The following is a 21,930-nucleotide window of genomic DNA, read 5'->3' as shown; positions in this document are numbered from 1 at the left end:
CCTGCTGATATGACCACGGTATTAAAGCGAAATAAATGGGAAATCTGGCGGGATGTCATTTTTGCCCTTTTCGCCCGTGAAATACGTGTGGGTTTTAACGATAAGTTTGGTATCAGCTGGGCTGTCGTGCAGCCGGTGGTGTTTATTTTCGTGCTGGCGTTTATCAGAGGCCGGCTCGACAGTGGTGAAACCCATACAATACCGACCTTTATCTTTATCGCCTTTGGCATGATTCTGATCCAGAGCTTTCTGCAGACGTTGTCTGCCGGAGCCTCTGCAATTAAAAAGAATAAAGCGCTGTTCGCTTTTCGTCAGGTTCAGCCTATCAGCGCGGTTATCGCAGCGGGCATGTTTGAGTTTATCGTTAAACTGTTTGTGGTGATGGGTATTGCGTTGATACTGTATTTTATCGGCATGGAAACCCAGCTTGCTGACCCTCTGAGCATTCTGCTGTATTTCTTATCATTATGGTTATTTGCGCTGTCTGTGGGATTTCTGTTCGGTCTTGCCGCGTTGTATATTCCTGAAGTGGAAAAAATTCAGATGCTGCTAACGCGGCCAATGTTCTTTATTTCCGGAGTTTTTTTCTCACTCAAGGACTTTCCCGAGGAATACTGGTACTTGTTGAACTGGAATCCTATTCTGCATGCCATTGAGCTGGCGAGATTTGCTGCTTATCCTTCCTACGGGCAAGAGGGTGTGAGCGTCAGCTACCTGTTGATTTCCAGCCTTATCGCCCTGTTTCTCGCGTTGGTCTGTTATCAGGGGTTCTGGAAACAGGCGATAAGTAGATGATTCTGCTTGAAAATATTACCAAGTACTACCATTCGGCGCTTGGGCATCAGTATATTTTCCGGAATCTGAACTTTGAGATCCCCGGAGGCCACAATATCGCCATACTCGGTGCTAACGGTGCCGGTAAATCGACCTTATTTCGTTTGATTGCCGGTAGCGAATATCCAAACAAAGGTAAAATAACCACCGATCTCAGTATTTCATGGCCGGTGGCATTATCTACCGGGATCCACCAGCAGATGACGGGCAGAGAGAATACCCGTTTTATTGGCAGGATTAACGGCGTTGCCGATCTTGGCGCCTACGAAGATCGGGTCAAGGAATTCGCCGAGCTTGGCCAGCACTATGATCTGCCGGTTAAAACTTACTCTAGCGGCATGCGCCCGCGGCTGGCCTTTGCCTGTTCCATTGCCATAGATTTCGAGGTTTATCTGATTGACGAAGTGACATCAGTAGGTGATGCATCTTTTCGTCGCAAGGCAAAAAAAGCCTTGTTTGAGCGCAGTGAGAAGGCCAATGTGATCATGGTCAGCCACGATATGAAGGAACTCAGGCAGTTCTGCGACAGTGCCATTGTGTTGAGCAAGGGCGATTTAACTTTTTACAATGACCTTGAAGAAGGCATTAAGCATTATCAGGCATTATAACCATGACACAACATGCCCAGCATGAACTTGAAGCCAGATTAAAAGCCTACAAACAGGAAAAGCTGGCAGCGGGAGACTGGCTGAATCACGATATCCTGATGGCCAAGGCAGAGAAACTGGAATATACCGATCCTGCTCTGGCATTGCGGGTTTTCCAGCGTGCCAGAGTACTTAATCCCGATTCAAAGGAGGCGCAGCAAAAAATTGCCAGCCTTAATCGCGAGCTGAAAAAATCTAACCCCGAGGTCATGCGCAGTTCATCAAAGGAAGCCGACGCGCCTGAGACTGTCAGTGACGCGATGGAGTCAGCGCAGGAGGTCAGTGAACCGGCACAGGCTCAGGTCCCAACCTTCACCGAGCGACTTGTTAGCTGGCTGAAAAAGCCGATCAGCATTTGTGTGCTGATGCCGTTTCTGTTGTTCGCTTTTTATCAAGTGATCTGGGCTAGTGACAGGTTTGAGAGCCAGGCACAGCTGATTGTGCAGCAACCTAACGGTATGGCGACGCTGGAACCTGCCATGGCAATGCTTTCCGGTTTTACCGGCGGCAGCGGCAGTTCCGATACATCTCTTGTTGAAGCCTTTATCTATTCAACCGACTTAGTTGAATACCTGCAGCAGGAGCTGGATATTTTCGCCCATTACAACAGTGATGAATACGATATATTCAGCCGGCTGTCAGCTTCTGCCAGCCGGGAAGATAAACTTGATTACTTTAAGAAGCGGGTGGTTGTGGAGGTTGACCAGAACTCAAAGATCATTACCGTCAGGGTGCAGGGATATACTCCGGAATTTGCCAAAACGCTGACCGAAACCATTGTTGATCGAGCAGAATGGTACATCAATAAGGTCGGTCATGATCTGGCCAAGGCACAACTTGCATTTGTCCAGAATGAACATGCTATGGTCGAGGAAAGGTTGCAAAAAGCAAAGTCTGAAATCCTGGCCTTCCAGCGTAAGTATAATTTGCTTGATCCTGAAGCTGAAGGAATGGCACTACAGCAAATAGCCTATGGTCTTGAAGCTCAGATAGCCAATAAGCAGGCCGAGCTAAGAGCGCTGCGCTCCAGCATGAGCGAGAGTGCGCCAATGGTGATGCAGTTAAAAGAACAACTGGACAGTCTCAGACAGCAACTTATTGATGAACGTCAGAGGCTGACACAGGATATAGAACTGACTGATGTATCTGGTGAAATGGGGGTCAATGAAATACTGGCAAACTTCGGTAATCTGAGGATGGACCTGGAATTTGCAGTAGAAGCCCTGGCCAGCTCACAGGTTTCGCTGGAGAAATCCCGGATAGAAGCCTATCGTCAGCTTAAGTATCTGGTTGTGGTCGAGTCACCGACCCTGCCGGAAGAAGCAAAATACCCCAGTATCCTATACAATCTTTCGCTGTTTTTAGCGGTGATCCTGATGATCTTCGGGATCGGCAGTATCATTCGCGCCACAGTGAACGAGCTTCAATAACTCTGTTGAAGGATATGACACAGACAGTAAAGCAGGCCCTTATGAGTAAAAGAAAAGGTATTGTGCTGGCCGGAGGTTCCGGTACCAGGCTTCATCCATTGACTCAGGTTATCAGCAAGCAACTGATGCCGGTCTACGACAAGCCAATGATTTACTATCCCATCTCCACTCTGATGCTGGCTGGTATCCGGGATATACTGATTATCTCCACGGTGGACGACTTACCCAGATTCCAGGCCTTACTGGGAGACGGCAGTCACTGGGGGATTAACTTCAGTTACATCGTTCAGCCATCACCCGATGGTCTGGCTCAGGCCTTTATTCTGGGTGAAGATTTTATCGGCAATGATCACTGTACCCTGGTACTGGGTGACAATATCTATTACGGCCATGATCTGCAGGTTGCGCTGATGAATGCATCAAAGCAGACCGAAGGGGCGACGGTATTCGGCTATCACGTCAATGACCCGGAGCGCTATGGTGTTGTCGAGTTTGATGATAACTGGAACGCTCTGTCTATAGAAGAGAAGCCGGTTAAGCCTAAATCCCGCTACGCGGTAACTGGGCTGTATTTCTATGACAATAATGTGGTGGAACTGGCCAAACAGGTTAAGCCCTCAAAACGCGGCGAGCTGGAAATCACTGATCTGAATCTTCTTTATCTGCAACAGGCCAGACTCAGGGTTGAATTAATGGGCCGAGGCTCCGCGTGGCTGGATACCGGTACCATGGACAGCCTGCTGGATGCATCCAATTTTATTGCCGCCATAGAAAAACGCCAGGGGCTGAAAATAGCGTGCCCTGAGGAAATCGCCTACCGCAAGGGGTATATCACTGCGACTGAACTGGAGCAACTGGCGCGGCCGCTGGTCAAAAGCGGCTATGGTGATTATCTGATGCAAATTCTCCACGACAAGGTGAAGTAGTCAATCATGCAAGTAATAGACACTCCAATTGCCGATGTAAAACTTATTCAACCGAAAGTATATGGTGACGAACGCGGTTTTTTTCTCGAAACCTATCGTGACGACTGGTTCAGACAGCATTGTGCCGATGTAGACTTTGTGCAGGATAATCACAGTAAATCCCGGCAGGGGATCCTGCGCGGTTTACATTATCAGCAAGAGAAAACCCAGGGGAAGCTGGTCAGAGTGGTACAGGGTGAGGTTTATGATGTTGCTGTCGATATGCGCAAAGACTCAGCGACGTTTGGTCAATGGTTTGGCACGCTCCTGTCGGCTGAGAATCATCGTCAACTATGGGTTCCTGCTGGTTTTGCCCACGGCTTCTATGTCACATCGGTGACCGCAGAGTTCGTTTATAAATGTACCGATTACTATCACCCTCAGTCAGAGGTCAGTATTCGCTACGATGACCCACTTCTGAATATTGACTGGCCGCTGGTCAATGGGCAACCGCCGTCGTTGTCAGAAAAAGATGATAAGGGTTTGCCTTTTACCGATGCACCCACATTCTGATGAAGATGAACGATAAAATTCTGGTGATTGGCCGAAACGGCCAACTGGCAAAAGAGCTCGCTGGTTTAGCCGATTCCGCAATAGTGGGATTCCTCGGCAGGGAGCAGGTCAACCTCAGTGACTATAATGCTATGGCCGATGTACTCAGTCGTTTCTCACCTGCTGCCATTATCAACGCCTCGGCTTACACGGCAGTGGATTTGGCAGAGCAGGAGTCACAGCAGGCTTATCAGCTAAACCATCATAGCGTGGAAAATCTTGCCCGTTTTGCAAAGACAAATAAATGCCATCTGGTGCATGTATCGACCGACTATGTGTTTGCCGGTGACAAGGGCTCACCCTATAAAGTGGATGATCCCCATAACCCTCAGGGGGTATACGGTGCCAGTAAGGCAGCCGGGGAGAAGGCCATACTTGAACACTGGGCCAAGAGCAGTTGTATTGTTCGCACCAGTTGGGTGTATTCCCGCCATGGCAATAACTTTGTCAAAACCATGCTCAGGCTGATGAAAGAAAAGCCAGAATTGAATGTGATCGATGACCAGGTGGGCACACCTACGTCGGTAACCGGTCTGGCCGCCTGCTGTTTGCAGGCCGCCAGAGACAAAGTGTGCGGGGTGCATCACTACACCGATGCAGGTGTGGCAAGCTGGTATGATTTTGCAGTGGCAATTCAGGACCTGGCGTTGCAGTCCGGCCTGTTGAATCAGGCTATTCCTGTTAACCCTATTCCTACCACCGCCTATCCTACACCAGCGAAGCGCCCTCATTATAGCGTGCTGGACAAGAGTACTCTGAAAGGTGCATTTAAGGGTTGCAGCTGAAGCACTGGCGACATGCTTTGCTCCCGGTATTAGCGCAATTGCAGGCCGATCAGAAAAACACCTAGCCCGTTTCAAAAAGAGAAGAATTTTGCGATGAACAAGAATCTGTTAGTCACCGGCGGTGCCGGTTTTATCGGAGCCAACTTTGTACATTACTGGCTGGCAAAACACCCTGAGGATAAAGTGATTGTGCTGGACGCACTGACTTACGCCGGTAATCAGGCCAGCCTGAACACGGTGGCACAGCACCCTGGGTTTACCTTTGTCAAAGGGGACATCTGCGACACCAGCCTGGTTGAGGAACTGATTGAACAGCATCAGGTCGATACCTTAGTGCATTTTGCCGCCGAATCTCATGTGGATCGTTCCATTACCGGCCCCGATGCCTTTATTGAAACCAATATTATCGGCACCTACAGCCTGCTTAAAGCGGCAAAAAAGAAATGGCTTGATGAGCCAAAAGCCAGGGGGCAAGCATCAAAAGAACACCGCTTTCATCATGTCAGCACCGATGAAGTGTACGGTACGCTGTCAGCCGACGATCCGGCATTTACCGAAGATACAGCCTATGCGCCCAACTCACCTTATTCGGCCAGTAAGGCCGCCAGTGATCATCTGGTCAGGGCTTACCACCATACCTACGGGCTGCAGGTGACAACCAGTAATTGTTCCAATAACTACGGCCCTTATCACTTCCCGGAGAAGTTGATTCCGCTGATTATCACCAATATCCTGCAGAACAAGCCTTTGCCGGTTTATGGCGATGGTCAGCAAATTCGTGACTGGTTATATGTAGAAGATCACGCCCGCGGTATTGAGCTGGTACTGCAAAAAGGCCGGGTAGGGGAGAACTATAATATTGGTGGCCACAATGAATGGGCCAATATTGATATCGTTAAGCTAGTTTGTGCCCTGATGGACAAGGCCTTCGCCGAAGACAGTTCTCTGGCGCAGCGTTTTGCGTCAGCCGAATCTGCCATCAAGCAAAACAGCGCCTCGCTGATTACCTTTGTCGATGACAGACCAGGCCATGATCGCCGTTATGCCATCGATGCCACCAAGACCAATGCAGAGTTAGGTTACCAACCTGCAGAATCCTTTGAATCGGGCATCAAAAAGACCCTGCATTGGTACCTGAATAATGAAAACTGGTGGCGCCCATTATTGTAGGCCGGAATGTATGTCCATTGTCGTAGGTCGGATTTCAATCCGACAAGATCAGCCAATCCAACAGCGATGGTGGGCGTTGTTGCACTTGTCGGACTAAAGTCCGACCTACAGGTTGGTGCGTTGTGGCAGGTCGGAATGTATGTCCATGGTCGTAGGTCGGATTTTATGTCCATGGTTGTAGGTCGGATTTGAATCCGACAAGATCGGCCAATCTGACAGCGATGGTGGGTGTTGTTGCATTTGTCGGACTAAAGTCCGACCTACAGGTTGGCGCGTTGTGGTAGGTCGGAATTTATGTCCATTGTCGTAGGTCGGATTTGAATCCGACAAGATCAGCCAATCCGACAGCGATGGTGGGTGTTGTTGCATTTGTCGGACTAAAGTCCGACCTACGAGGTTGGTGCGTTGTGGTAGGCCGTAATGTATGTCCATTGTCGTAGGTCGGATTTTATGTCCATGGTTGTAGGTCGGATTTGAATCCGACAAAATCAGCCAATCCAACAGCGATGGTGGGCGTTGTTGCATTTGTCGGACTAAAGTCCGACCTACAGGTTGGTGCGTTGTGGTAGGCCGGAATTTATGTCCATTGTCGTAGGTCGGATTTGAATCCGACAAGATCGGCCAATCTGACTGGGTGGAGGGAGTTAGCACGATTGTCGGAATAAATTCCATCCTTAGGTTCGCGATACAATACATCCCTGTATTCGCTTTCCGACCTACTTAACAATAAATTTCTGGGTCACCTTGCGCTGATCGGTGGTTTCCAGGTTTTCAGCCAGATACTGCTGGTGTACTACCATATCCATAGTTTGCTTTCCGGCGGCAACACTGATTTCCAGTGGAAAGGTGACAGATAAACGCGATAATACCGCCTCGCCACTTTCTTTATCTTTAATGGTGGCGCCTTTTATTTCTGGTTCTGCCGTGCAGTTTATAGATTGAAGCACAGAGCTTTTATGCTGGCGTTTAAGTTCATTTTCCACATCCAGAGGAACAAAGGTCTCTACTAATTCCCCTCGCCCTAGAAGCGGAATCACATTCTGTATAGCGTCAGCACAATCAAAACCGTTTATTTGTGGAATTTGTTTATCGTTTTCGGCACTGGCTGCGGCATTGAAACCGATACCAGCCAGCAGCGCGATAACAGGTAATTTTTTCATAATTTTAGGTTCCTCACGCTAAAAAAAGTCGGAATTTATGTCCATGGTTGTAGGTCGGATTTTATGTCCATGGATGGACGGTATGCCGATGTTGCATGGACGCATTCATCGGCCAATCTGACAAGAACAGCCAATCCGACAAGAACCGTATCTTTCAGTGAAAGTCGGACTAAAGTCCGACCTACAATAGGGCCGCTTAATCAATTTTCAAGGGTGTCGGCTGGCGGCGAAATCTCTGCGGTGATCTCATCAATCCTGGCCCGCTGCAGATCGTCGGTCAGGGATTCAGCCTCATCCGGAGAACTGAGGACATAAGGAATTATCATAATCATCAGTTCGGTGCGGGTCTTTTCTTCCGTATCGCTGCTGAACATTTTCCCCAGAAACGGTAACTGGCTGAGGAACGGGATGCCCTGCCGGCCGTTTGAGGCATTGGAAGAGATCAGCCCGCCAATCAGTACAGAGCCGCCGTCACGCAAGGTAACCGTGGTGCTGATATTGCGGTTAAGGATAGTCGGCGAGTCTATTTCACTGGACTCGGTGCCGATGGCTTCGCTCAGTTCCTGGTTAATCTCCACATCCACAAAGCCTGAGGCATGCACGGTGGGTTTCACATCCAGCAGTACCCCGGTCTTGCGGTAATTAATGCTGGCCACCACCGGCGCATCCGGATTCTGGGTGCTCTGGCTTTGCTGGGTCAGTACCGGCACTTCGTTCCCCACATCGATAGAGGCCTCGCCGCCGCTTTTGACCATAATACGTGGCCTTGAGCGTATGGTGGCCTTGTCATTGCGGTAGAAGGCGTTGAGCACGGCGCGTGTGGCGCCGGCGGTATTCAGGTTCATCAGCATGCCGCCCCCGCTCAGCCCCAGCCGATCAAGGGTACCTACAGTGCCGCTGAATCCGCCGAAGCTGACATCGGTCAGCCATTCCACCCCCGAGCGCTGGGTATTTTCCAGGGTCACTTCGGCCAGGATTATCTCCACCATTACTGAGGGCGCCGGCTTGTCCAGGGTCTTGATAATCGGCAATACCTGCAGCCAGTCCTTGCCGCTGCCGCTGTAAAGAATAGTATTGAGCTGCTCATCGACGGCATAACGGCCTTTGGCATCTTCATTGTTTGTTGGTGTTCTCTGTGAGCTCATACGCGGTGAGTTAACGTTGCTGCCACTACCGCCATTGTCGCGCTCTGACTCCGAAGAAGTGCCACCGGAATAGTTGGCCACCCCCAGACTGTTAAGCACCTGCACAATATGATTGGCCTGGGTGCTTTGCACCTGATAACTGAACAGGCCGCTTTCGATGGTGTTATGCCGCTCTTTTTCCATCGTTTGCGCCCAGTCGATAATATGCTCCAGCACTGGTTGGGAACGGGCGAATACCACCAGTTGCCCCACCGAATCGAGCGGCAACAAGCGCACGGCCGATGTCCCGTCGGTTTGTCTGACCGAATAGCCCTGGGCTGACAGGACCTTTTCCAGATTGGTGGCCAGATCCGACGCGGTGCTCAGGCTGGGGCGGATAATACGGCTGTGCATGCCTTCCATAGTCGGCTTGTCCAGTAATCTGGTGGCGACCAGGGCCTGTTCCACCACACGCTGGCTGCCCACCAGAATGATCGCATTGCGGGCGGGATCTTCTTTGATATCCAGTTCCTTGCGGGGAAATAACTGGGTCAGCCAACTGCGTACATTCGGTGTAGTTACTGCCGACAAGGGATGAATATAGAATACCGGCCGGCTGGTAGATGGCACCTCAGGCAGGGTACGGCCACTGATCAAAAGGGGCGTTTCGCCGCCGGCGGCCTCCTCTGAGAAGTCAAATACCAGCACATTCTCTTTGACAAAGGTGGTCACCCCGTAGGATCTCAGTGTCTGGGTGGCAAGGGAATAAAGCTCTTTTTCCGACACCGGCTGGGTTATGCGCATGGTGACCAGATCGGGGGTGTTTTTGACATTGGGCTCCACCACAAAATTCAGCCCTAACTGGTTGCCGAACACTTCATTGATAAAGGCGCCCACCGGCATGTTGTTGAATGACAGGCGGCTGACCTTGTTGTCGCTTAAACCCGGCACTATCACTTCCCTGGCCTGGGTTTCTGCCTGTTCCACGCTCAGAGATGGGGCCTTGAACACTTCCATGCCCGTCTGTTGCTGTTGTTCTTCAGATTCACTCAGGGTAGCTGAAGGGTCATCCGGAAGGGCTTTGGCTGCGCGCAAAGGTTTGGTAAATATCTGCTGGTCTCTCTGAGCCATGCGCTCCGTGGAGGTCTGCAGGCTGGCACAACCAGCCACTGCTGCAACCAACGCTATGATGACAAGCTTTCTGTTAAGGGGTGACGTATTCAGATATTGGCTCGGCATAGGTAAATTAATTTCCATTATTCTTGTACTTTGTCTGACTCGTTTCCTTGTGGAAACAGCGTCTGAGTGTATTGCTCATCGGTCTGGCTGTTGTGCCAGACCACAAAATCGGTTTCTATCCTGTCAATTTCCCAGGGTTCCAGCCAGCTGTCACCCTCTGCCAGTTGCATGGGTTGCCCATCGTTCTGCTCACTGACGATAACCACCGCTGACCTGGGTTTATCGGCAACAATAGCTACCAACAGGCCATCACTGATTTTTGGCTGGCGCGGTTCTGCTTTGGTTACAACCGACTCAGTCTTTTTTGGCGGCACAAATTGCGGTAGCTGTGACAACACAGCCTGCCAATCGTTGCTCAATCGCTTAAATTCAGACAGCGACGCAGTGTCTGCATTTAGCTCCGACTCTGGCAGACCATAGAGATTCAGCAAAGCCCCACCCAGTGCACTGAGCAACAACAGGGAACCTGCAAATAGTAACAGGCGGCTATTCATTGACCACCTGTTTGTAGAGCAAATCTACCACCACATTGACAGAGTCAGATGTTTTTGGAGCATATTGCATTGAGGCAATGCGACTACTGGTACTGCTGCTGTCGAAGTGCTTTAAAAAAGCAATGAGTTTGTCGCCTTTAAGTTGTCCGGCCAGGTTCAATCTTACGGACCAATATGTCTGAGTGCCGGCAATATGTTCATCAGCGCCAACCAGATTCAGACGTTTACGGGTGATCAAATGGCCGACATTCTGTTCAATGGCGGCCAACGCCTTGGCTTCGGCAATGCTTTTAGAATCGGCCTCAGGGATTTGCTTATTGGCCTTGTCGAGCATCGACATCATCGAATCCATCTGCGACTCATCCACCGGGCTGTCTGCCGCAGCTTGTAACCGGGCTACCAGGGCCTGCTGAGTTTTCAGCTCTGCCTGTTGCTCTGTGCGGCTGTCGGCCAGAGCTTTTAATACTGACAAGATCAGAATAACGGCAATACCCACCACCATCCATTGCAGGCGTTTATTGCTGCGGTATTCCTGTACCGCCTGACTGTTAACCAAAGCGGAGAAGCGTTGCTCGAAAATCACGGAAATCTTGCCTCCAGGATCCATGCATCACCGCTGGTTTGCGGACGAATATTGACATCTCTGAGCAACCCGGTGTTTTCAACAGCACTGACAAGTGCGGCAATATCTACTTGCGCTGAAGTAAATTCAACTTCGATAGTACGATTCTGCCAACGAATCTGATTGGTTTTCCATTCACCTTGTTCACTGATCGCTGACGCGATAACAGCGAAGCTTTCAGGTAATACACCGTATTGGCTCTGCCAGTTTTGTAACCAGGCCAATTGTTGTTGCCCTGCTCTTACCGCCGCCTGCTGATTCAATTTACTGCCGAGGCTGTCTGTCAATTGTTCTGCCCGTTGCTCTGCCCGAACCTGCTGGGCGCTCAGGGTAGCATAACCTGCTGCAGACCACAGCAGACCACATAACAACACAAAGCTACAGAATATCAGCCAGCTGTTTGCATCCCGCACGACCACATCGAGTTTCCGCTGCATCGCCCAGGGCTTGTTATTGCCTAAGCCAAGAGATTCAAGCTGATGTTCATCGTTGTTGCTTGTCAGCGTGACACAACTTTGCATCAGACCACTTCGCCATTGCTGTCGATAACAGAACTTTTTACCCTGCACAAAATGTTCACCATCAGGCATAGCGCTTTGTAAAGCCGTTTCAGGAATGCCCTGCAAGGGGGATTGGCTGAACCATAAATGCAGACCATGACGGCTCTGGTACGCATATCTGTCGCCGTTTTCAAAAGGCGACAGAGCGTGCTGCTGCAGCTCAACCCACTGTTTGATCTCCCGGGCTTTGAGTTGTGCCGGGAACGCTTTGAATACATACAGGGTACGGCTCTGCTCATCCACCGCCTCCCGGGCGGGGAAAAAAAACTGGTTCACACTGGATAGCCATTGATCCAGGCGAGCAGGAAGTTGGGGTAACGATGCTGAGGTCAAGGTGAAATCACTTCATTTTTAAACTTTCTATGGTGTAATATACCCGAATAACGTCAATAGTTTAACGGCTTCTTCAGGCACTGAGAAGTGTCCAGGCGATGATGCTGTCAATTATGGAGATAAGTACTAATTTGACTGCGCAACTGCATATTGAATCTTCCTTCCTTGATCGTCAGCTCCCACAGCATCTGCTCGGCTCGAAAGTATTGAGTCAGGCTGATGTAGAAATGGCTCAGCGTACCGCCAGTGAGGCAGGCTGCACACTCAGTGCTGCAATTTCCCGCCTGGGTCTATGCGGTGAAGATTCTCTGTGCGCAGCAATCAGTAAAGCATTGAACTGGCCGCTTATTGCCAATGTGGCACAGTGCCCCTCAGCCAGTAAAGTACTGAGCAGTTGCAAAGCCCTGGGACTGAGTGTGGACTGGTGTCTGGATAACAACACTTTTGTGGTGTCAGACAATCAGGAAGAACTGCAACTTTATTGTACCGACCCAACCAATGCCTTTGCATTAAGTGTGATCGAAAGCGTTTCTGAAAATCATTCTGTGACCGGTCATCTGTTAACGCCCGCCATGGCCGCATCGGTTGCTGACGACTTGTCCAGAGAGCGGGCGGTGTCAGAACTGTTTGGCAAAACTAATACAGATATAGCAGCACTGGCCGAAGAAGCACCGGTGGTCAATCTGGTCAACAGTATTATCGAGCGCGCTATTCAGGCCGAGTCTTCAGATATTCATATCGAAGCGGGCGCACAGAATATGGTGGTGCGATTCCGGGTTGATGGCCGTATGACCGAGTTTATGCAGCAGCCTATGGCCCGTTTTCCGGCTATAGCATCAAGGTTGAAACTATTGTCGCAACTGGATATTGCGGAAAGGCGCTTACCTCAGGATGGCCGCTTTTCCACCCGCGCCGGCAACAGGGAATACGACGTACGTGTTTCTACGGCGCCGGATGTGCATGGCGAGTCGATTGTTATGCGCCTGTTGCCAAAAAAACGGGATGAGCTCTCTCTTGAAGGGCTGGGTTTTGAAAGCGACCATCTGCAGCTTATTCGCGAATGGGGGCATCTGAGCAATGGCATAGTGTTGGTTACCGGCCCCACGGGCTCGGGTAAATCTACTACCCTCTATGGTTTACTGGCCGATATTAAAACCGGCCAGGAAAAAATCGTTACCGTTGAAGATCCGGTGGAATTCCAGGTTGACGGTATTACTCAGGTACAGGCGCGGCCGGATATTGGCTATACCTTTGCCAAAGCGCTGCGTACCTTTTTACGCCAGGACCCTGACGTAATTATGGTCGGAGAGATCCGAGACAAAGAAACCGCCGATATCGCCGTGCAGTCTTCCCTTACCGGGCACCTGGTTTTATCCACACTGCATACCAATGATGCCTGTTCGGTATTTCCCCGTTTAAGTGATATCGGTGTCGAACCTTATCTGGTCGCCGCAACTATACAGGGGGTACAGGCCCAACGCCTGGTCAGAAAACTTTGTTCCCATTGCAGTGAGCCAGCCGAAGCCCCGACTTTTATTGAAGCTGAGCAAATACAGGGAAACTGGCGAAAGCCGGTAGGCTGCCATGAATGTCATGGTAAAGGGTACCGGGGGCGTGTTGGCGTCTATGAACTGGTATCAGTGACACCCGCCATGCGCGAGTTGATCACCCAAAGGGCACCGGTGAGCGAAATCCGTGAGCTGGCCCGAAAAAACGGCAATCGTTCACTGCTTGACGATGGTTTGCGTAAAGCGGCTCGGGGTGTTACCAGCGTGGATGAGGTACTGCGGGTTTGCAGTATGGATGACAGTGATTCATGAAATTCCGTTATCAGGGCATTGAACAGGCCTCACAACAGCGTATTGAAGGCGATATCGAGGCGGTCAGTCGTCAGGAGGCCATACGTCAACTGGCGGAAAAGCGCATTGAGGTGTTTGCCGTTAATCCCGCGGCGAAATTGCAAAAAAAAGGCCGGCGGGTCAAAGTCTCTGATCTGGTGATACCCCTGCAGGAACTGGCCACCCTGACCGACTCAGGCGTGGCACTGATTGATGCGGTACGGGCGCTGGCCCAGAACGATGAACATCCACAGCTGTCCCGCGGCTTTATGGCAATTGCCAGTCGGATTGAAGGCGGTGAGAGTTTCTCTGCAGCAATTAAGGAAAGTAAGCTGCCATTTCCGCCCTATGTTCCCCATCTGGTCAGTGCCGGTGAACTGGGCGGGCAGTTATCTCAGGCCCTGATCAAAGCGTCTGCACAGCTTAATTATGATCAGGCCGTGGCCGGAGACCTCAAAAGTGCGCTGACTTACCCGCTGGTGTTGATCGGCGCCGGTATAGCCGCCATGCTTATTATTTTCTTTGCAGTGGTACCCAAATTCAGCCATTTGCTCGACAGCGACAAAGAATTGCCAACACTGGCCTGGGCCGTACTCAGTGCAGGGCAGTACGCCAATGAATCACCGCTGACCATTGCCGTGGTCATTGTGGCGGCTGCGCTGGTGTTAATAACTGTGTTTATGAACCCTGCAGTGCGCCGCAGAATGATGGATATCGCCATTGAACTGCCGGTGATCGGACCCTGGCTGGCTGAACAGGACGCAGCCCGTTGGGCGTCTCTTTGCTCTGCCATGTTGCTGGCACGGGTGAATCTGGTAACGGCATTGAAACTCGCCGCAGAATCCTGTACCTATACCCGTCGCCGCCAGCGTGCACAGGCCATGATCGATGATGTGGAAGACGGTGTGAGTTTTACCGAAGCTCTGGAGCGTTCTCGCCTGGTGCCTTCAACCTCACTGAATCTGGTATCAGTGGGGGATAAAACAGGACAACTGGCAGAGATGCTCAACGCCGTGGCCGGTTTGCACGACAGTTCATGTAAAAGACGGATGAAACAAGTCATGACCCTGATGGAACCCATTGCCATTCTGGTGGTCGGGGTATTCATCGGAGTCATGATCCTTGGCATAGTGCTGGCAATCACGGCTTCAACAGATATAGCGATTTAAATGAATTACATAACGGAGTGACAATGAAGACAACACAGCGCGGTTTTACCATGATTGAACTGCTGGTGGTGCTGGTAATACTTGGCTTGCTGGCCGGTTTAGTCGGGCCACAGTTTTTCGGCAAGGTAGACAGTTCGAAAGTGCGCACTGCCGAAACCCAGGTAAAAATGCTGAAGATGGCCCTGCAAACCTATCGCCTTGATGTAGGCCGTTATCCTGAAAGCCTTCAGGATTTGCGTAAGGCCCCTGCCAATGTGGAACAATACTGGGATGGCCCTTATCTGGATGAAGCCGTGCCCCTTGATCCCTGGAATACTGAGTATCAGTACCGCCTCGACGCCAATGCTGATCAGGGCTTTTATTTGTATAGTCTTGGCGCAGACGGTGCAGAGGGCGGTGAGGATATTAATGCTGAAATAGGTTATGTTCCAGTTAAAGGCTAAACCGGCTCAGTCAATATCAGGTCTGTTCAGACCATCAGCTAAGGTCCCTCATCATCATGCCAGTGGCTTTACCATGATTGAGTTGCTGGTTACGCTGGTATTACTGGGATTGATCGCAGCCGTGGCGGCACCAGGCCTGGAATCCTGGCTTGCTGCCCGGGAAGCCGCCAGTCAGAGAACGGCACTGGCCGGTGAACTGGCGCTGTTACCCTTAAAAGCCAATCGTAGTGGCCGGAGCGTGATTATCGCCAACAGCAGTCAGTTTGAAACGCCAGATTTGGATCTCGATGTTATTCGCCCGATTGAGGTACTGAAAAACGGCTACTGCCGCGGCGGTGAAATAGCTCTGCGCCAGGGCCCCCGCCGTTATCGGTTTGAAGTGATGGCGCCTTATTGTACGCTTGAGCAGCGCCCGAACGTGCAGGCGTCTAGAACATCTTATTCAGATAGTTTCGCATCCTTATGAGCCGTGCAAAACACCAACAATACCAGTACAACAGTGGCTTTTCGCTGGTTGAAGCCATGGTGGCACTGGTGGTGCTTGCATTAACCTTTACCGCGGTATGGGGGTGGTTTGGTACCGCGGTAACCTCAACCCAACGCATCCAACAAGCCGTATCGCTGCCGGAAGTGTTCTCTCAGTTTGTGGTGCAACTGGAACTGGAACCGTTACAGCAACAACGAGCCGGGACGTTTCAGGTTGGGCCCTATGAGCTTGAATGGCAGGCCAGTGTTAATCGCCAGAGCACCGATGAATTGCTGCGCCGCCAGCCTGAGTGGATTGTTACCTTGTTTGATATACAGGCACAAGTGATGTCAGCGGGCCGGCCTGTTACCTCATTTGAAACACAGATCGTTAAACAATGGCGTGACCCGGACTATGTCGAACCGCCGGAGTTTATGCAGTGAACGCTTTGGCTGTGCGCGCTTTTACCCTGATTGAGATGCTGGTGGTGCTGGTGATTCTGGCCCTGACCACCACGCTGCTGAGCCAGGGCCTGGAAACCACCTGGCGCAATTTTGAAAAGCTGGATGCCAAAGACCTGGCGAACAGTTCTGCTCAGTTGCCTTTAGGCTGGTTCGAAAACAGCATAAAAGGGGCGTTGCTCTACCATCCGGAGCAAGCCTTTGCCGAAGGCGATGAAGACCGTTTTCGCTTTATTTCCTTTAACCTGCCTGATGATCCTAAGCATATTCCTCAGCCCATGATCTGGCAGATTGAATCTGGCGAGCAAGGCTGGTATCTGACATTTGAGCGTGTACAGCCTCACCCCGGCGAACCTGATAGTGCTGACATCCCTTCGGTGACGCTGATGGATTTTACCGAGCGCCCCCGCTTCAGTTATTTGCATCAGGGAAGCTGGCAGAGTGAATTTCCTGTCACTGACGGACAGCTACCTGAGGCGGTGCGCCTGATTGCCGGCGAACGGATAATAGCCACAGCTAAACCCGGGCGCCCGGCGCTGGCGGATATCCCCGCCGAGCTCCCCGCCTTTGGTGTTTATGAGTTTGGAGGCTAAAGTGCCAAGCGGGTTCTTACACTCTTTTCCCTTCCTTTATACAGGTGGCACCGGTGACGTCAGTTGATGAACAGAGCCAGATGACAACCCCACAGCAGGGGGCGGCATTGCTGGCGGTGCTGGTGGTGGCTGTGGTGATGGTGGTGATGCTGGGCGTGGCCAGCAGTTTAATGCAGCAGCGCCTTACCCTGGCACAGGATTCCCAGCAGGCAATGCTGGATCGCGCTGAAGTTTACGCCAAGGCCAATGAACTTATCTACCTTACTGCGACTCAGCGCCTGACCTTTGCCGGGATTAGCCGGGGCCGGGATGCAAAAGGAGCAGAGCGCAACGAAGACGGTCAGTTTCTTTTTCCTGTGATTGGCGATGAATTGCGCTTTGACGGTTATACCTATCAGACTGAAGAAGGCCTGAGTTACTCGATTCAGAATGAAAGCGGCCTGCTGCCGATCAATTCGAGCTTTCAGTACTGGTTGAAATTATGGCTGCAAGGTAAAGGTTATAACGATGCCGAGCAGGCACGCTTTGCCGATACCCTGGCCGATTATGCCGACGGTGATACATGGCGGCGCCCCGCAGGTGCCGAGCAGCATTCTTATCAGCGTGAGCAATTACCACCACCAGCAGATTTTTTACTGCAACAATGCACCGAGCTCTACAAAGTGGCAGGTTGGCAGGGGTTACTGGAGCGCCACCCCGAACTGGTAAATTTATGCAGCTTGCGCCGTACGCCGGATATCAACCTTAATGCCATGCCTTTAGCTTTGTGGAAAACCCTGTGGCCCGATTCGGCAGACAGGCTGGCCGAAGGCCGGGCGCAGGGGCAATGGTTTATTCGTTACGAGGATGCGTACCGTATTGAGCCAGCCTTACTATTAGAAGCAGAGGAAAACTATCGGCCACTGGGCGGCAATTATTTTATTATCAGCGTCAGCAAAGGTGGCGCGCAATACAGCACCTCAGTACAACGCGGCCGGGGCAGCATCTATCCTTTCCGGCTGCGTCAGCGACCACCACAATCATTATCGGAATAACGTCTTTAGTAGGTCGGATTTTATGTCCTTGTAGTAGGTCGGACTTTAGTCCGACAAGGGTGTCATTCCGACTGCGGAGGTAAGCATTAGCCCGTACGTCGGCCAATCCGACAATGATGAAGGGTACCAAAACGCCTGTCGGAATAAATTCCGACCTACGAGATGGTATTGAGCTATTTGGCTGTAGATCGGATTTTATGTCCATGTAGTAGGTCGGACTTCAGTCCGACAAAGAGCTAATGGTCCGACAGCGGAGGTGGGCATTAGCGCGTATGTAAGCCAATCCGACAATGATGAAGGGTACCAAAACGCCTGTCGGAATAAATTCCGACCTACGAGATGGTATTGAGCTGTTTGGCTGTAGATCGGATTTTATGTCCATATTTGTAGGTCGGATTTCAATCCGACAAGAGTATCAATTCGCCAACGGAGGTTGGCATTACCCCATCTCGTTGGCCAATCCGACAAATCCATCCGACAATCTCAATTCAACAAAGGTAGGTATTTAAATCTCTGTCGGAATAAATTCCTTCGTAGGTCGGATTTTATGTTCATGTTGTAGGTCGGACTTCAGTCCGACAAGGGTGTCATTCCGACTGCGGAGGTAAGCATCAGCCCGCACGTCGGCCAATCCGACAAAATGGTTGGCGTTATTGCTTCTGTCGTTATATACCAACACTATTCTTAACTATTACCACCAATTCCTTCTTTATTTGCGCCTTAATCAAAACGTCACAAATTAAAACAGGGTATTGGTGGTAATACAGTGGTATAATCACTGCGCTCTGGATCGTTTAAAAAACGCTCAAAAAGAGCAAGCAGATGGGCTTTTGTGCATTTGATGCCATTGTTCCCACCCCTTATTTACTCTATAGTTGCACCATCTTTATTGGCATGCTAAAACTTATCCGGTCAACTTAATCGGTAAGTTAGTGTTAATACTGATAAAACTATTATTAAAAAGTTGATTACTACAATCGTGTGTTGTAGCTTAATAGGGGTCGTCTGGTGCTGAGTCACCAAGGACTTGGTGGCGCAACGCCATGATTCACAAAAAACTATAGTTACTCTTGCAGGAGTTATACATGTTAAACAAAAAAATCCTAGCTGCGGCCATTGCTACAGCTTTTACTATGAACGCACATGCAGTTGTTAAGTTGGATGCGGCTGGTACTCAAGCTGATCCAACCGATACAGTTGTTTATGCTTCTGAATCTATCACTGCTGGCGATATTAACAGCGACGGTTTATTGGAAGCGGGTAACGCCGGTAATATTCTTGATGTTAGAGCTGAAGTTGGTTTTACCATCGGTAACGGTACGTCCAAGTACGTTCGCGTTGAATTAGGCGGTGGTGCTCAGTTTGGTGCGGTTCCGACTTTGACGACTGCTAACGCTTCTGCTGCAGTGTCGCAAGGCGGTACTGTTGGTGATGATTTCGTAATCTTCGAAGTTGCCGCTACCGCAGATGTGCCAGCCGCTCAAACATACGTCGTTGCAGCGACCGACTATTTGCTGAATGCATCAGGTACTTCTACCGTTGCTGTTGCTACTTATGAAACTGCCGCCGATGCTGTAAATGAAACCAGTGCACTGTTCACTGATTCAGCTGCGCTGTCCACAGTTGTAGATGTAGTAACCGGGGATATCGTTGTTCCTGGTGAGAGTGTAGCCACAGTGGGTTCTGACTTCCTGGCCTTTACTACTGCAGACGGTGATGCTTTCAGTGCTACTGTAGGTAAAATCGGTGAAATTGACGTGGCTGAATATATCAGCAACGCCGCCGCTGTAAACCCAGCCGGTGGTGCTGTAACCGCCGCAGGCCTGTTAGAGCAAAACCAGACTGTAACAGTTTCCGGTAACTTTACTTTTGGTGCTTGGGAATTAAATGATGATCTGGATTGTGATCCACTTGGAAACACAACAGCATTGGTAATCAATGGTGATGAAAATGCTGCAGCTACTGCTGCTCCGGTAGACGTAACTACAGCTCCTTGGGCTGTTTGTGTAACAGTTAATGGTACTACTGATGAAATCGTTAAAGGTAGCTACTCTGTTAATGTTGATGAAGATGATATCACCAACACTCTGGGTGTAATCTCTTATGATACGACTTCTATCGAAGTGCCATATCTGACTACTTTCAGTGCTTACAACCAGCGCGTTTACATTGTTAATCACAGTGCTAACGATGCTGCTTATACCATGAGCTTCACCTCTGAAGACGGTACTACTGCTACGGCTGGTTCTGCTGCTTCTGGTACAGTTCCTGCTGGTGAAATGGTTGCTCTGAAAGCCACTGACATCGTAACACTGTCTGGCGGTACTACCCGTACTTCTGCAGTAATCGAAGTTGAAGCTGTTTCAACTGAAGTGACTGCTGCTTCTCAGTCAGTAAATCTGTCTGACGGTACTACCGATACAGTCGTTCTGCACTAATTAGTACTAATTAGTTAGTCGTACGAACCTAAAAAAGCCTTCGCATAGCGAAGGCTTTTTTTATGGGTGAGAATAATTTGTTATGCTGGGTCTTTGATTCAGATGTTTGATTTATTTAAGTCCCCTGGAGGTAGTTTGGTGCAACGCTTTGCTATTTTTTTGTTATTACTTATTGTTACCCCTTTGCAGTCAGCGCCTTTTAATCTGGATACCGACAGCACTCTGCTCTATGCCAGAGAAGCGCTTACCAGCAATGAATTAAAAAATAATGGAAGTCTCTTTTTAAGCGCAGGCTCCGATGAGCTTAATTTGCTGTTCAGAGCCAATTTTTCACTTTCCCAGACCGCTAGATATATTCGCATTGAGCTGGAAAACGGTGAGCTTCTGGACAACCTTCCCACTGACGGGCTGACGGCTAATCCTGATTACTCCAGTGTGCTGTCTCAGGGCGGTGCTACCGGTGACCGCTATGCCGTTATTGAAGTCAGGGCCCCAGGACTGATAGATGCGGATACCGAGTTTTTACTATCCACTACGCGCTTCAGAATACTGGATATCAGCATGCCGCTGATTGTTACTTATACCCTTTATGATAAGGCTTTTAATGCCATTAATGATGGCCCCTATATTACCCGCACAGAGGCAGAGCTTGCCCGGGTTGTTACAGGTTTAACTGAAGTCTTTGCTGAGGCTTTTACCCACAAAGTCGGCTTTGGTACCGACTTTATCCGTTTTAACCCCAGCTTTCGTTCAACCGGCACTTTTTTACTCGGTGACAGTGACGGCGAGCTGGCCTCACTGGCTAAGTTCAGAGGGGATTTTCTGATTGCTGAGGGTGTGCGTAAAGCCAGTGACAGCTCTCTGATTACGGATTTTCGCGATCTGCTGGTTAATACCACCAATACTTCTGCAGCAACAGCCTGTGTGATCGGTGACTTGTCAGCAGGAGAGCTGTTTTTAAACCCGGATAACGATTGCTCAGGCGCCCGGATTGCACTTGAGGCGGAGGAAGGCGAAAAGGCTACCTATATTAGCCTGGATACCCTGACCGATAATCCGGTGCTCTGTATGGATGTCACCGACACTAATCAGCCTGTACGCCGGGCCGATTATCGCCTGGACTTGGGCTTAGGCGGTCAACCGGCCTTTTTTGGTAAGATCCGTTACGATGGCGCCAGAATAGATCTGCCCTATATCACTAACTATCAGGGTTACCGCCAGCGTATTATACTGAACAACCATGCCGGTTATGATGTTGCCTACAAGGTAGAGCTACAGGCAGAAGAGGCGGTACAGGGTAATTTTACCCCGGGTGAAGCGGTGGAAGGAATAATCCCCGCCGGAACGGTGCTGAAAATTGATGGTCGCGATTTGGTGGATATCGCCCCCGGTGTACCGACCCGGGTCAGCGCAAGGATGCTGGTTGATGCCTTGCCAGAGGATATCTCCGCTGCTGTACAGGTGGTGTCGCTGGGCAGTAATCAGCCGCCAGTGACCAATGTACTCAATGTAACTACTAATTGAATATCAGCCTTTGTCCGGATAAAAATGTTCTGGCAAGAAATAACTCAGG

At 50.3% G+C, this 21,930-nt stretch carries 21 protein-coding genes; 16 read left to right on the top strand and 5 right to left on the bottom strand.

Going from position 1 to position 21,930, the window contains the following annotated elements:
• Positions 1–9: 9 nt before the first annotated feature.
• From AT746_RS14070 to rfbB, 7 genes are all read left to right on the top strand, one after another.
• Entirely contained in the window at positions 10–795 is a 786-nt protein-coding gene (locus AT746_RS14070) for an ABC transporter permease (RefSeq protein WP_062481344.1), read from the top strand.
• Positions 792–1,442: an ABC transporter ATP-binding protein gene (locus tag AT746_RS14065; RefSeq protein ID WP_062481342.1), complete on the top strand. Its 651-nt coding sequence runs from the start codon at positions 792–794 to the stop codon at positions 1,440–1,442. The genes AT746_RS14070 and AT746_RS14065 overlap by 4 nt, the downstream gene beginning before the upstream one ends.
• 2 nt (positions 1,443–1,444) lie before the next feature.
• Entirely contained in the window at positions 1,445–2,911 is a 1,467-nt protein-coding gene (locus AT746_RS14060; RefSeq protein WP_062481340.1) for a lipopolysaccharide biosynthesis protein, read from the top strand.
• Positions 2,912–2,952: 41 nt separating this feature from the next.
• Positions 2,953–3,837, top strand: a complete 885-nt coding sequence (gene rfbA, locus AT746_RS14055; RefSeq protein WP_062484254.1) for a glucose-1-phosphate thymidylyltransferase RfbA — start codon at positions 2,953–2,955, stop codon at positions 3,835–3,837.
• Between the two features lie 6 nt (positions 3,838–3,843).
• On the top strand, positions 3,844–4,389 hold the full coding sequence (gene rfbC, locus AT746_RS14050; protein WP_062481338.1) for a dTDP-4-dehydrorhamnose 3,5-epimerase: 546 nt from the start codon (positions 3,844–3,846) through the stop codon (positions 4,387–4,389).
• Positions 4,390–4,394: 5 nt separating this feature from the next.
• The gene (gene rfbD, locus AT746_RS14045; RefSeq protein ID WP_335338200.1) at positions 4,395–5,213 is read left to right on the top strand and encodes a dTDP-4-dehydrorhamnose reductase; all 819 of its coding nucleotides are present in this window, start codon (positions 4,395–4,397) and stop codon (positions 5,211–5,213) included.
• Positions 5,214–5,306: 93 nt separating this feature from the next.
• Positions 5,307–6,383 carry a dTDP-glucose 4,6-dehydratase gene (gene rfbB, locus AT746_RS14040; RefSeq protein WP_062481336.1) on the top strand — a complete coding sequence of 359 codons (1,077 nt, stop codon included), beginning with the start codon at positions 5,307–5,309 and terminating at the stop codon, positions 6,381–6,383.
• Positions 6,384–7,099: 716 nt separating this feature from the next.
• On the opposite strand, the gene AT746_RS14035 is transcribed toward rfbB, so the two are convergent.
• From AT746_RS14035 to AT746_RS14015, 5 genes are all read right to left on the bottom strand, one after another.
• A complete protein-coding gene (locus AT746_RS14035) occupies positions 7,100–7,543 on the bottom strand; it encodes a hypothetical protein (RefSeq protein WP_062481335.1) in 444 nt (147 codons plus the stop codon).
• 200 nt (positions 7,544–7,743) lie between these two features.
• Positions 7,744–9,924, bottom strand: coding sequence for a type II and III secretion system protein (locus AT746_RS14030; protein ID WP_231730946.1), 2,181 nt, complete (start codon positions 9,922–9,924; stop codon positions 7,744–7,746).
• Positions 9,924–10,400 (bottom strand): hypothetical protein, encoded by a 477-nt coding sequence (locus AT746_RS14025; RefSeq protein WP_062481334.1) that lies wholly within the window; start codon positions 10,398–10,400, stop codon positions 9,924–9,926. Before AT746_RS14025 ends, AT746_RS14030 begins: the two co-directional genes overlap by 1 nt.
• Positions 10,393–11,007: a hypothetical protein gene (locus AT746_RS14020; RefSeq protein WP_062481333.1), complete on the bottom strand. Its 615-nt coding sequence runs from the start codon at positions 11,005–11,007 to the stop codon at positions 10,393–10,395. Before AT746_RS14020 ends, AT746_RS14025 begins: the two co-directional genes overlap by 8 nt.
• Positions 10,980–11,858 (bottom strand): hypothetical protein, encoded by an 879-nt coding sequence (locus tag AT746_RS14015; RefSeq protein ID WP_062481332.1) that lies wholly within the window; start codon positions 11,856–11,858, stop codon positions 10,980–10,982. Before AT746_RS14015 ends, AT746_RS14020 begins: the two co-directional genes overlap by 28 nt.
• 188 nt (positions 11,859–12,046) lie before the next feature.
• Between AT746_RS14015 and AT746_RS14010 the strand changes: the two genes are divergently transcribed.
• From AT746_RS14010 to AT746_RS13970, 9 genes are all read left to right on the top strand, one after another.
• A complete protein-coding gene (locus tag AT746_RS14010; protein WP_231730945.1) occupies positions 12,047–13,735 on the top strand; it encodes a GspE/PulE family protein in 1,689 nt (562 codons plus the stop codon).
• Positions 13,732–14,922 carry a type II secretion system F family protein gene (locus tag AT746_RS14005; RefSeq protein ID WP_062481331.1) on the top strand — a complete coding sequence of 397 codons (1,191 nt, stop codon included), beginning with the start codon at positions 13,732–13,734 and terminating at the stop codon, positions 14,920–14,922. The genes AT746_RS14010 and AT746_RS14005 overlap by 4 nt, the downstream gene beginning before the upstream one ends.
• Before the next feature lie 23 nt (positions 14,923–14,945).
• Positions 14,946–15,365 (top strand): type II secretion system major pseudopilin GspG, encoded by a 420-nt coding sequence (gene gspG / locus AT746_RS14000; protein WP_062481329.1) that lies wholly within the window; start codon positions 14,946–14,948, stop codon positions 15,363–15,365.
• On the top strand, positions 15,346–15,831 hold the full coding sequence (locus AT746_RS13995; RefSeq protein WP_062481327.1) for a prepilin-type N-terminal cleavage/methylation domain-containing protein: 486 nt from the start codon (positions 15,346–15,348) through the stop codon (positions 15,829–15,831). The genes gspG and AT746_RS13995 overlap by 20 nt, the downstream gene beginning before the upstream one ends.
• Positions 15,828–16,274 (top strand): PulJ/GspJ family protein, encoded by a 447-nt coding sequence (locus AT746_RS13990; RefSeq protein ID WP_062481325.1) that lies wholly within the window; start codon positions 15,828–15,830, stop codon positions 16,272–16,274. The genes AT746_RS13995 and AT746_RS13990 overlap by 4 nt, the downstream gene beginning before the upstream one ends.
• Positions 16,271–16,885, top strand: coding sequence for a PulJ/GspJ family protein (locus tag AT746_RS13985; protein WP_062481322.1), 615 nt, complete (start codon positions 16,271–16,273; stop codon positions 16,883–16,885). The genes AT746_RS13990 and AT746_RS13985 overlap by 4 nt, the downstream gene beginning before the upstream one ends.
• A gap of 53 nt (positions 16,886–16,938) precedes the next feature.
• A complete protein-coding gene (locus tag AT746_RS13980; RefSeq protein WP_062481320.1) occupies positions 16,939–17,919 on the top strand; it encodes a type II secretion system protein GspK in 981 nt (326 codons plus the stop codon).
• 1,085 nt (positions 17,920–19,004) lie between these two features.
• On the top strand, positions 19,005–20,357 hold the full coding sequence (locus AT746_RS13975; RefSeq protein WP_062481318.1) for a hypothetical protein: 1,353 nt from the start codon (positions 19,005–19,007) through the stop codon (positions 20,355–20,357).
• Positions 20,358–20,495: 138 nt separating this feature from the next.
• Complete coding sequence (locus tag AT746_RS13970) at positions 20,496–21,881, top strand: hypothetical protein (RefSeq protein WP_156413706.1); 1,386 nt, start codon at positions 20,496–20,498, stop codon at positions 21,879–21,881.
• Positions 21,882–21,930: the final 49 nt, after the last annotated feature.

The sequence above is a fragment of the Lacimicrobium alkaliphilum genome, assembly GCF_001466725.1.
GTDB classification, from domain to species: Bacteria; Pseudomonadota; Gammaproteobacteria; order Enterobacterales; family Alteromonadaceae; genus Lacimicrobium; species Lacimicrobium alkaliphilum_B.
The sequence above is the reverse complement of the archived record's forward strand: the minus strand, read 5'-3'. Positions and strand labels throughout refer to the sequence as shown.

What these genes read in the sequence shown, in the direction of transcription:
- AT746_RS14030 (WP_231730946.1), bottom strand. Translation starts at nt 9,924, where the DNA reads ATGGAAATTAATTTACCTATGCCGAGCCAATATCTGAATACGTCACCC.
- AT746_RS13990 (WP_062481325.1), top strand. Translation starts at nt 15,828, where the DNA reads ATGAGCCGTGCAAAACACCAACAATACCAGTACAACAGTGGCTTTTCG.
- AT746_RS13975 (WP_062481318.1), top strand. Translation starts at nt 19,005, where the DNA reads ATGTTAAACAAAAAAATCCTAGCTGCGGCCATTGCTACAGCTTTTACT.
- AT746_RS14025 (WP_062481334.1), bottom strand. Translation starts at nt 10,400, where the DNA reads ATGAATAGCCGCCTGTTACTATTTGCAGGTTCCCTGTTGTTGCTCAGT.
- AT746_RS14060 (WP_062481340.1), top strand. Translation starts at nt 1,445, where the DNA reads ATGACACAACATGCCCAGCATGAACTTGAAGCCAGATTAAAAGCCTAC.
- AT746_RS14005 (WP_062481331.1), top strand. Translation starts at nt 13,732, where the DNA reads ATGAAATTCCGTTATCAGGGCATTGAACAGGCCTCACAACAGCGTATT.
- rfbA (WP_062484254.1), top strand. Translation starts at nt 2,953, where the DNA reads ATGAGTAAAAGAAAAGGTATTGTGCTGGCCGGAGGTTCCGGTACCAGG.
- rfbD (WP_335338200.1), top strand. Translation starts at nt 4,395, where the DNA reads ATGAACGATAAAATTCTGGTGATTGGCCGAAACGGCCAACTGGCAAAA.
- AT746_RS14070 (WP_062481344.1), top strand. Translation starts at nt 10, where the DNA reads ATGACCACGGTATTAAAGCGAAATAAATGGGAAATCTGGCGGGATGTC.
- AT746_RS14035 (WP_062481335.1), bottom strand. Translation starts at nt 7,543, where the DNA reads ATGAAAAAATTACCTGTTATCGCGCTGCTGGCTGGTATCGGTTTCAAT.
- rfbC (WP_062481338.1), top strand. Translation starts at nt 3,844, where the DNA reads ATGCAAGTAATAGACACTCCAATTGCCGATGTAAAACTTATTCAACCG.
- rfbB (WP_062481336.1), top strand. Translation starts at nt 5,307, where the DNA reads ATGAACAAGAATCTGTTAGTCACCGGCGGTGCCGGTTTTATCGGAGCC.
- AT746_RS14020 (WP_062481333.1), bottom strand. Translation starts at nt 11,007, where the DNA reads ATGGATCCTGGAGGCAAGATTTCCGTGATTTTCGAGCAACGCTTCTCC.
- gspG (WP_062481329.1), top strand. Translation starts at nt 14,946, where the DNA reads ATGAAGACAACACAGCGCGGTTTTACCATGATTGAACTGCTGGTGGTG.
- AT746_RS13995 (WP_062481327.1), top strand. Translation starts at nt 15,346, where the DNA reads ATGTTCCAGTTAAAGGCTAAACCGGCTCAGTCAATATCAGGTCTGTTC.
- AT746_RS14065 (WP_062481342.1), top strand. Translation starts at nt 792, where the DNA reads ATGATTCTGCTTGAAAATATTACCAAGTACTACCATTCGGCGCTTGGG.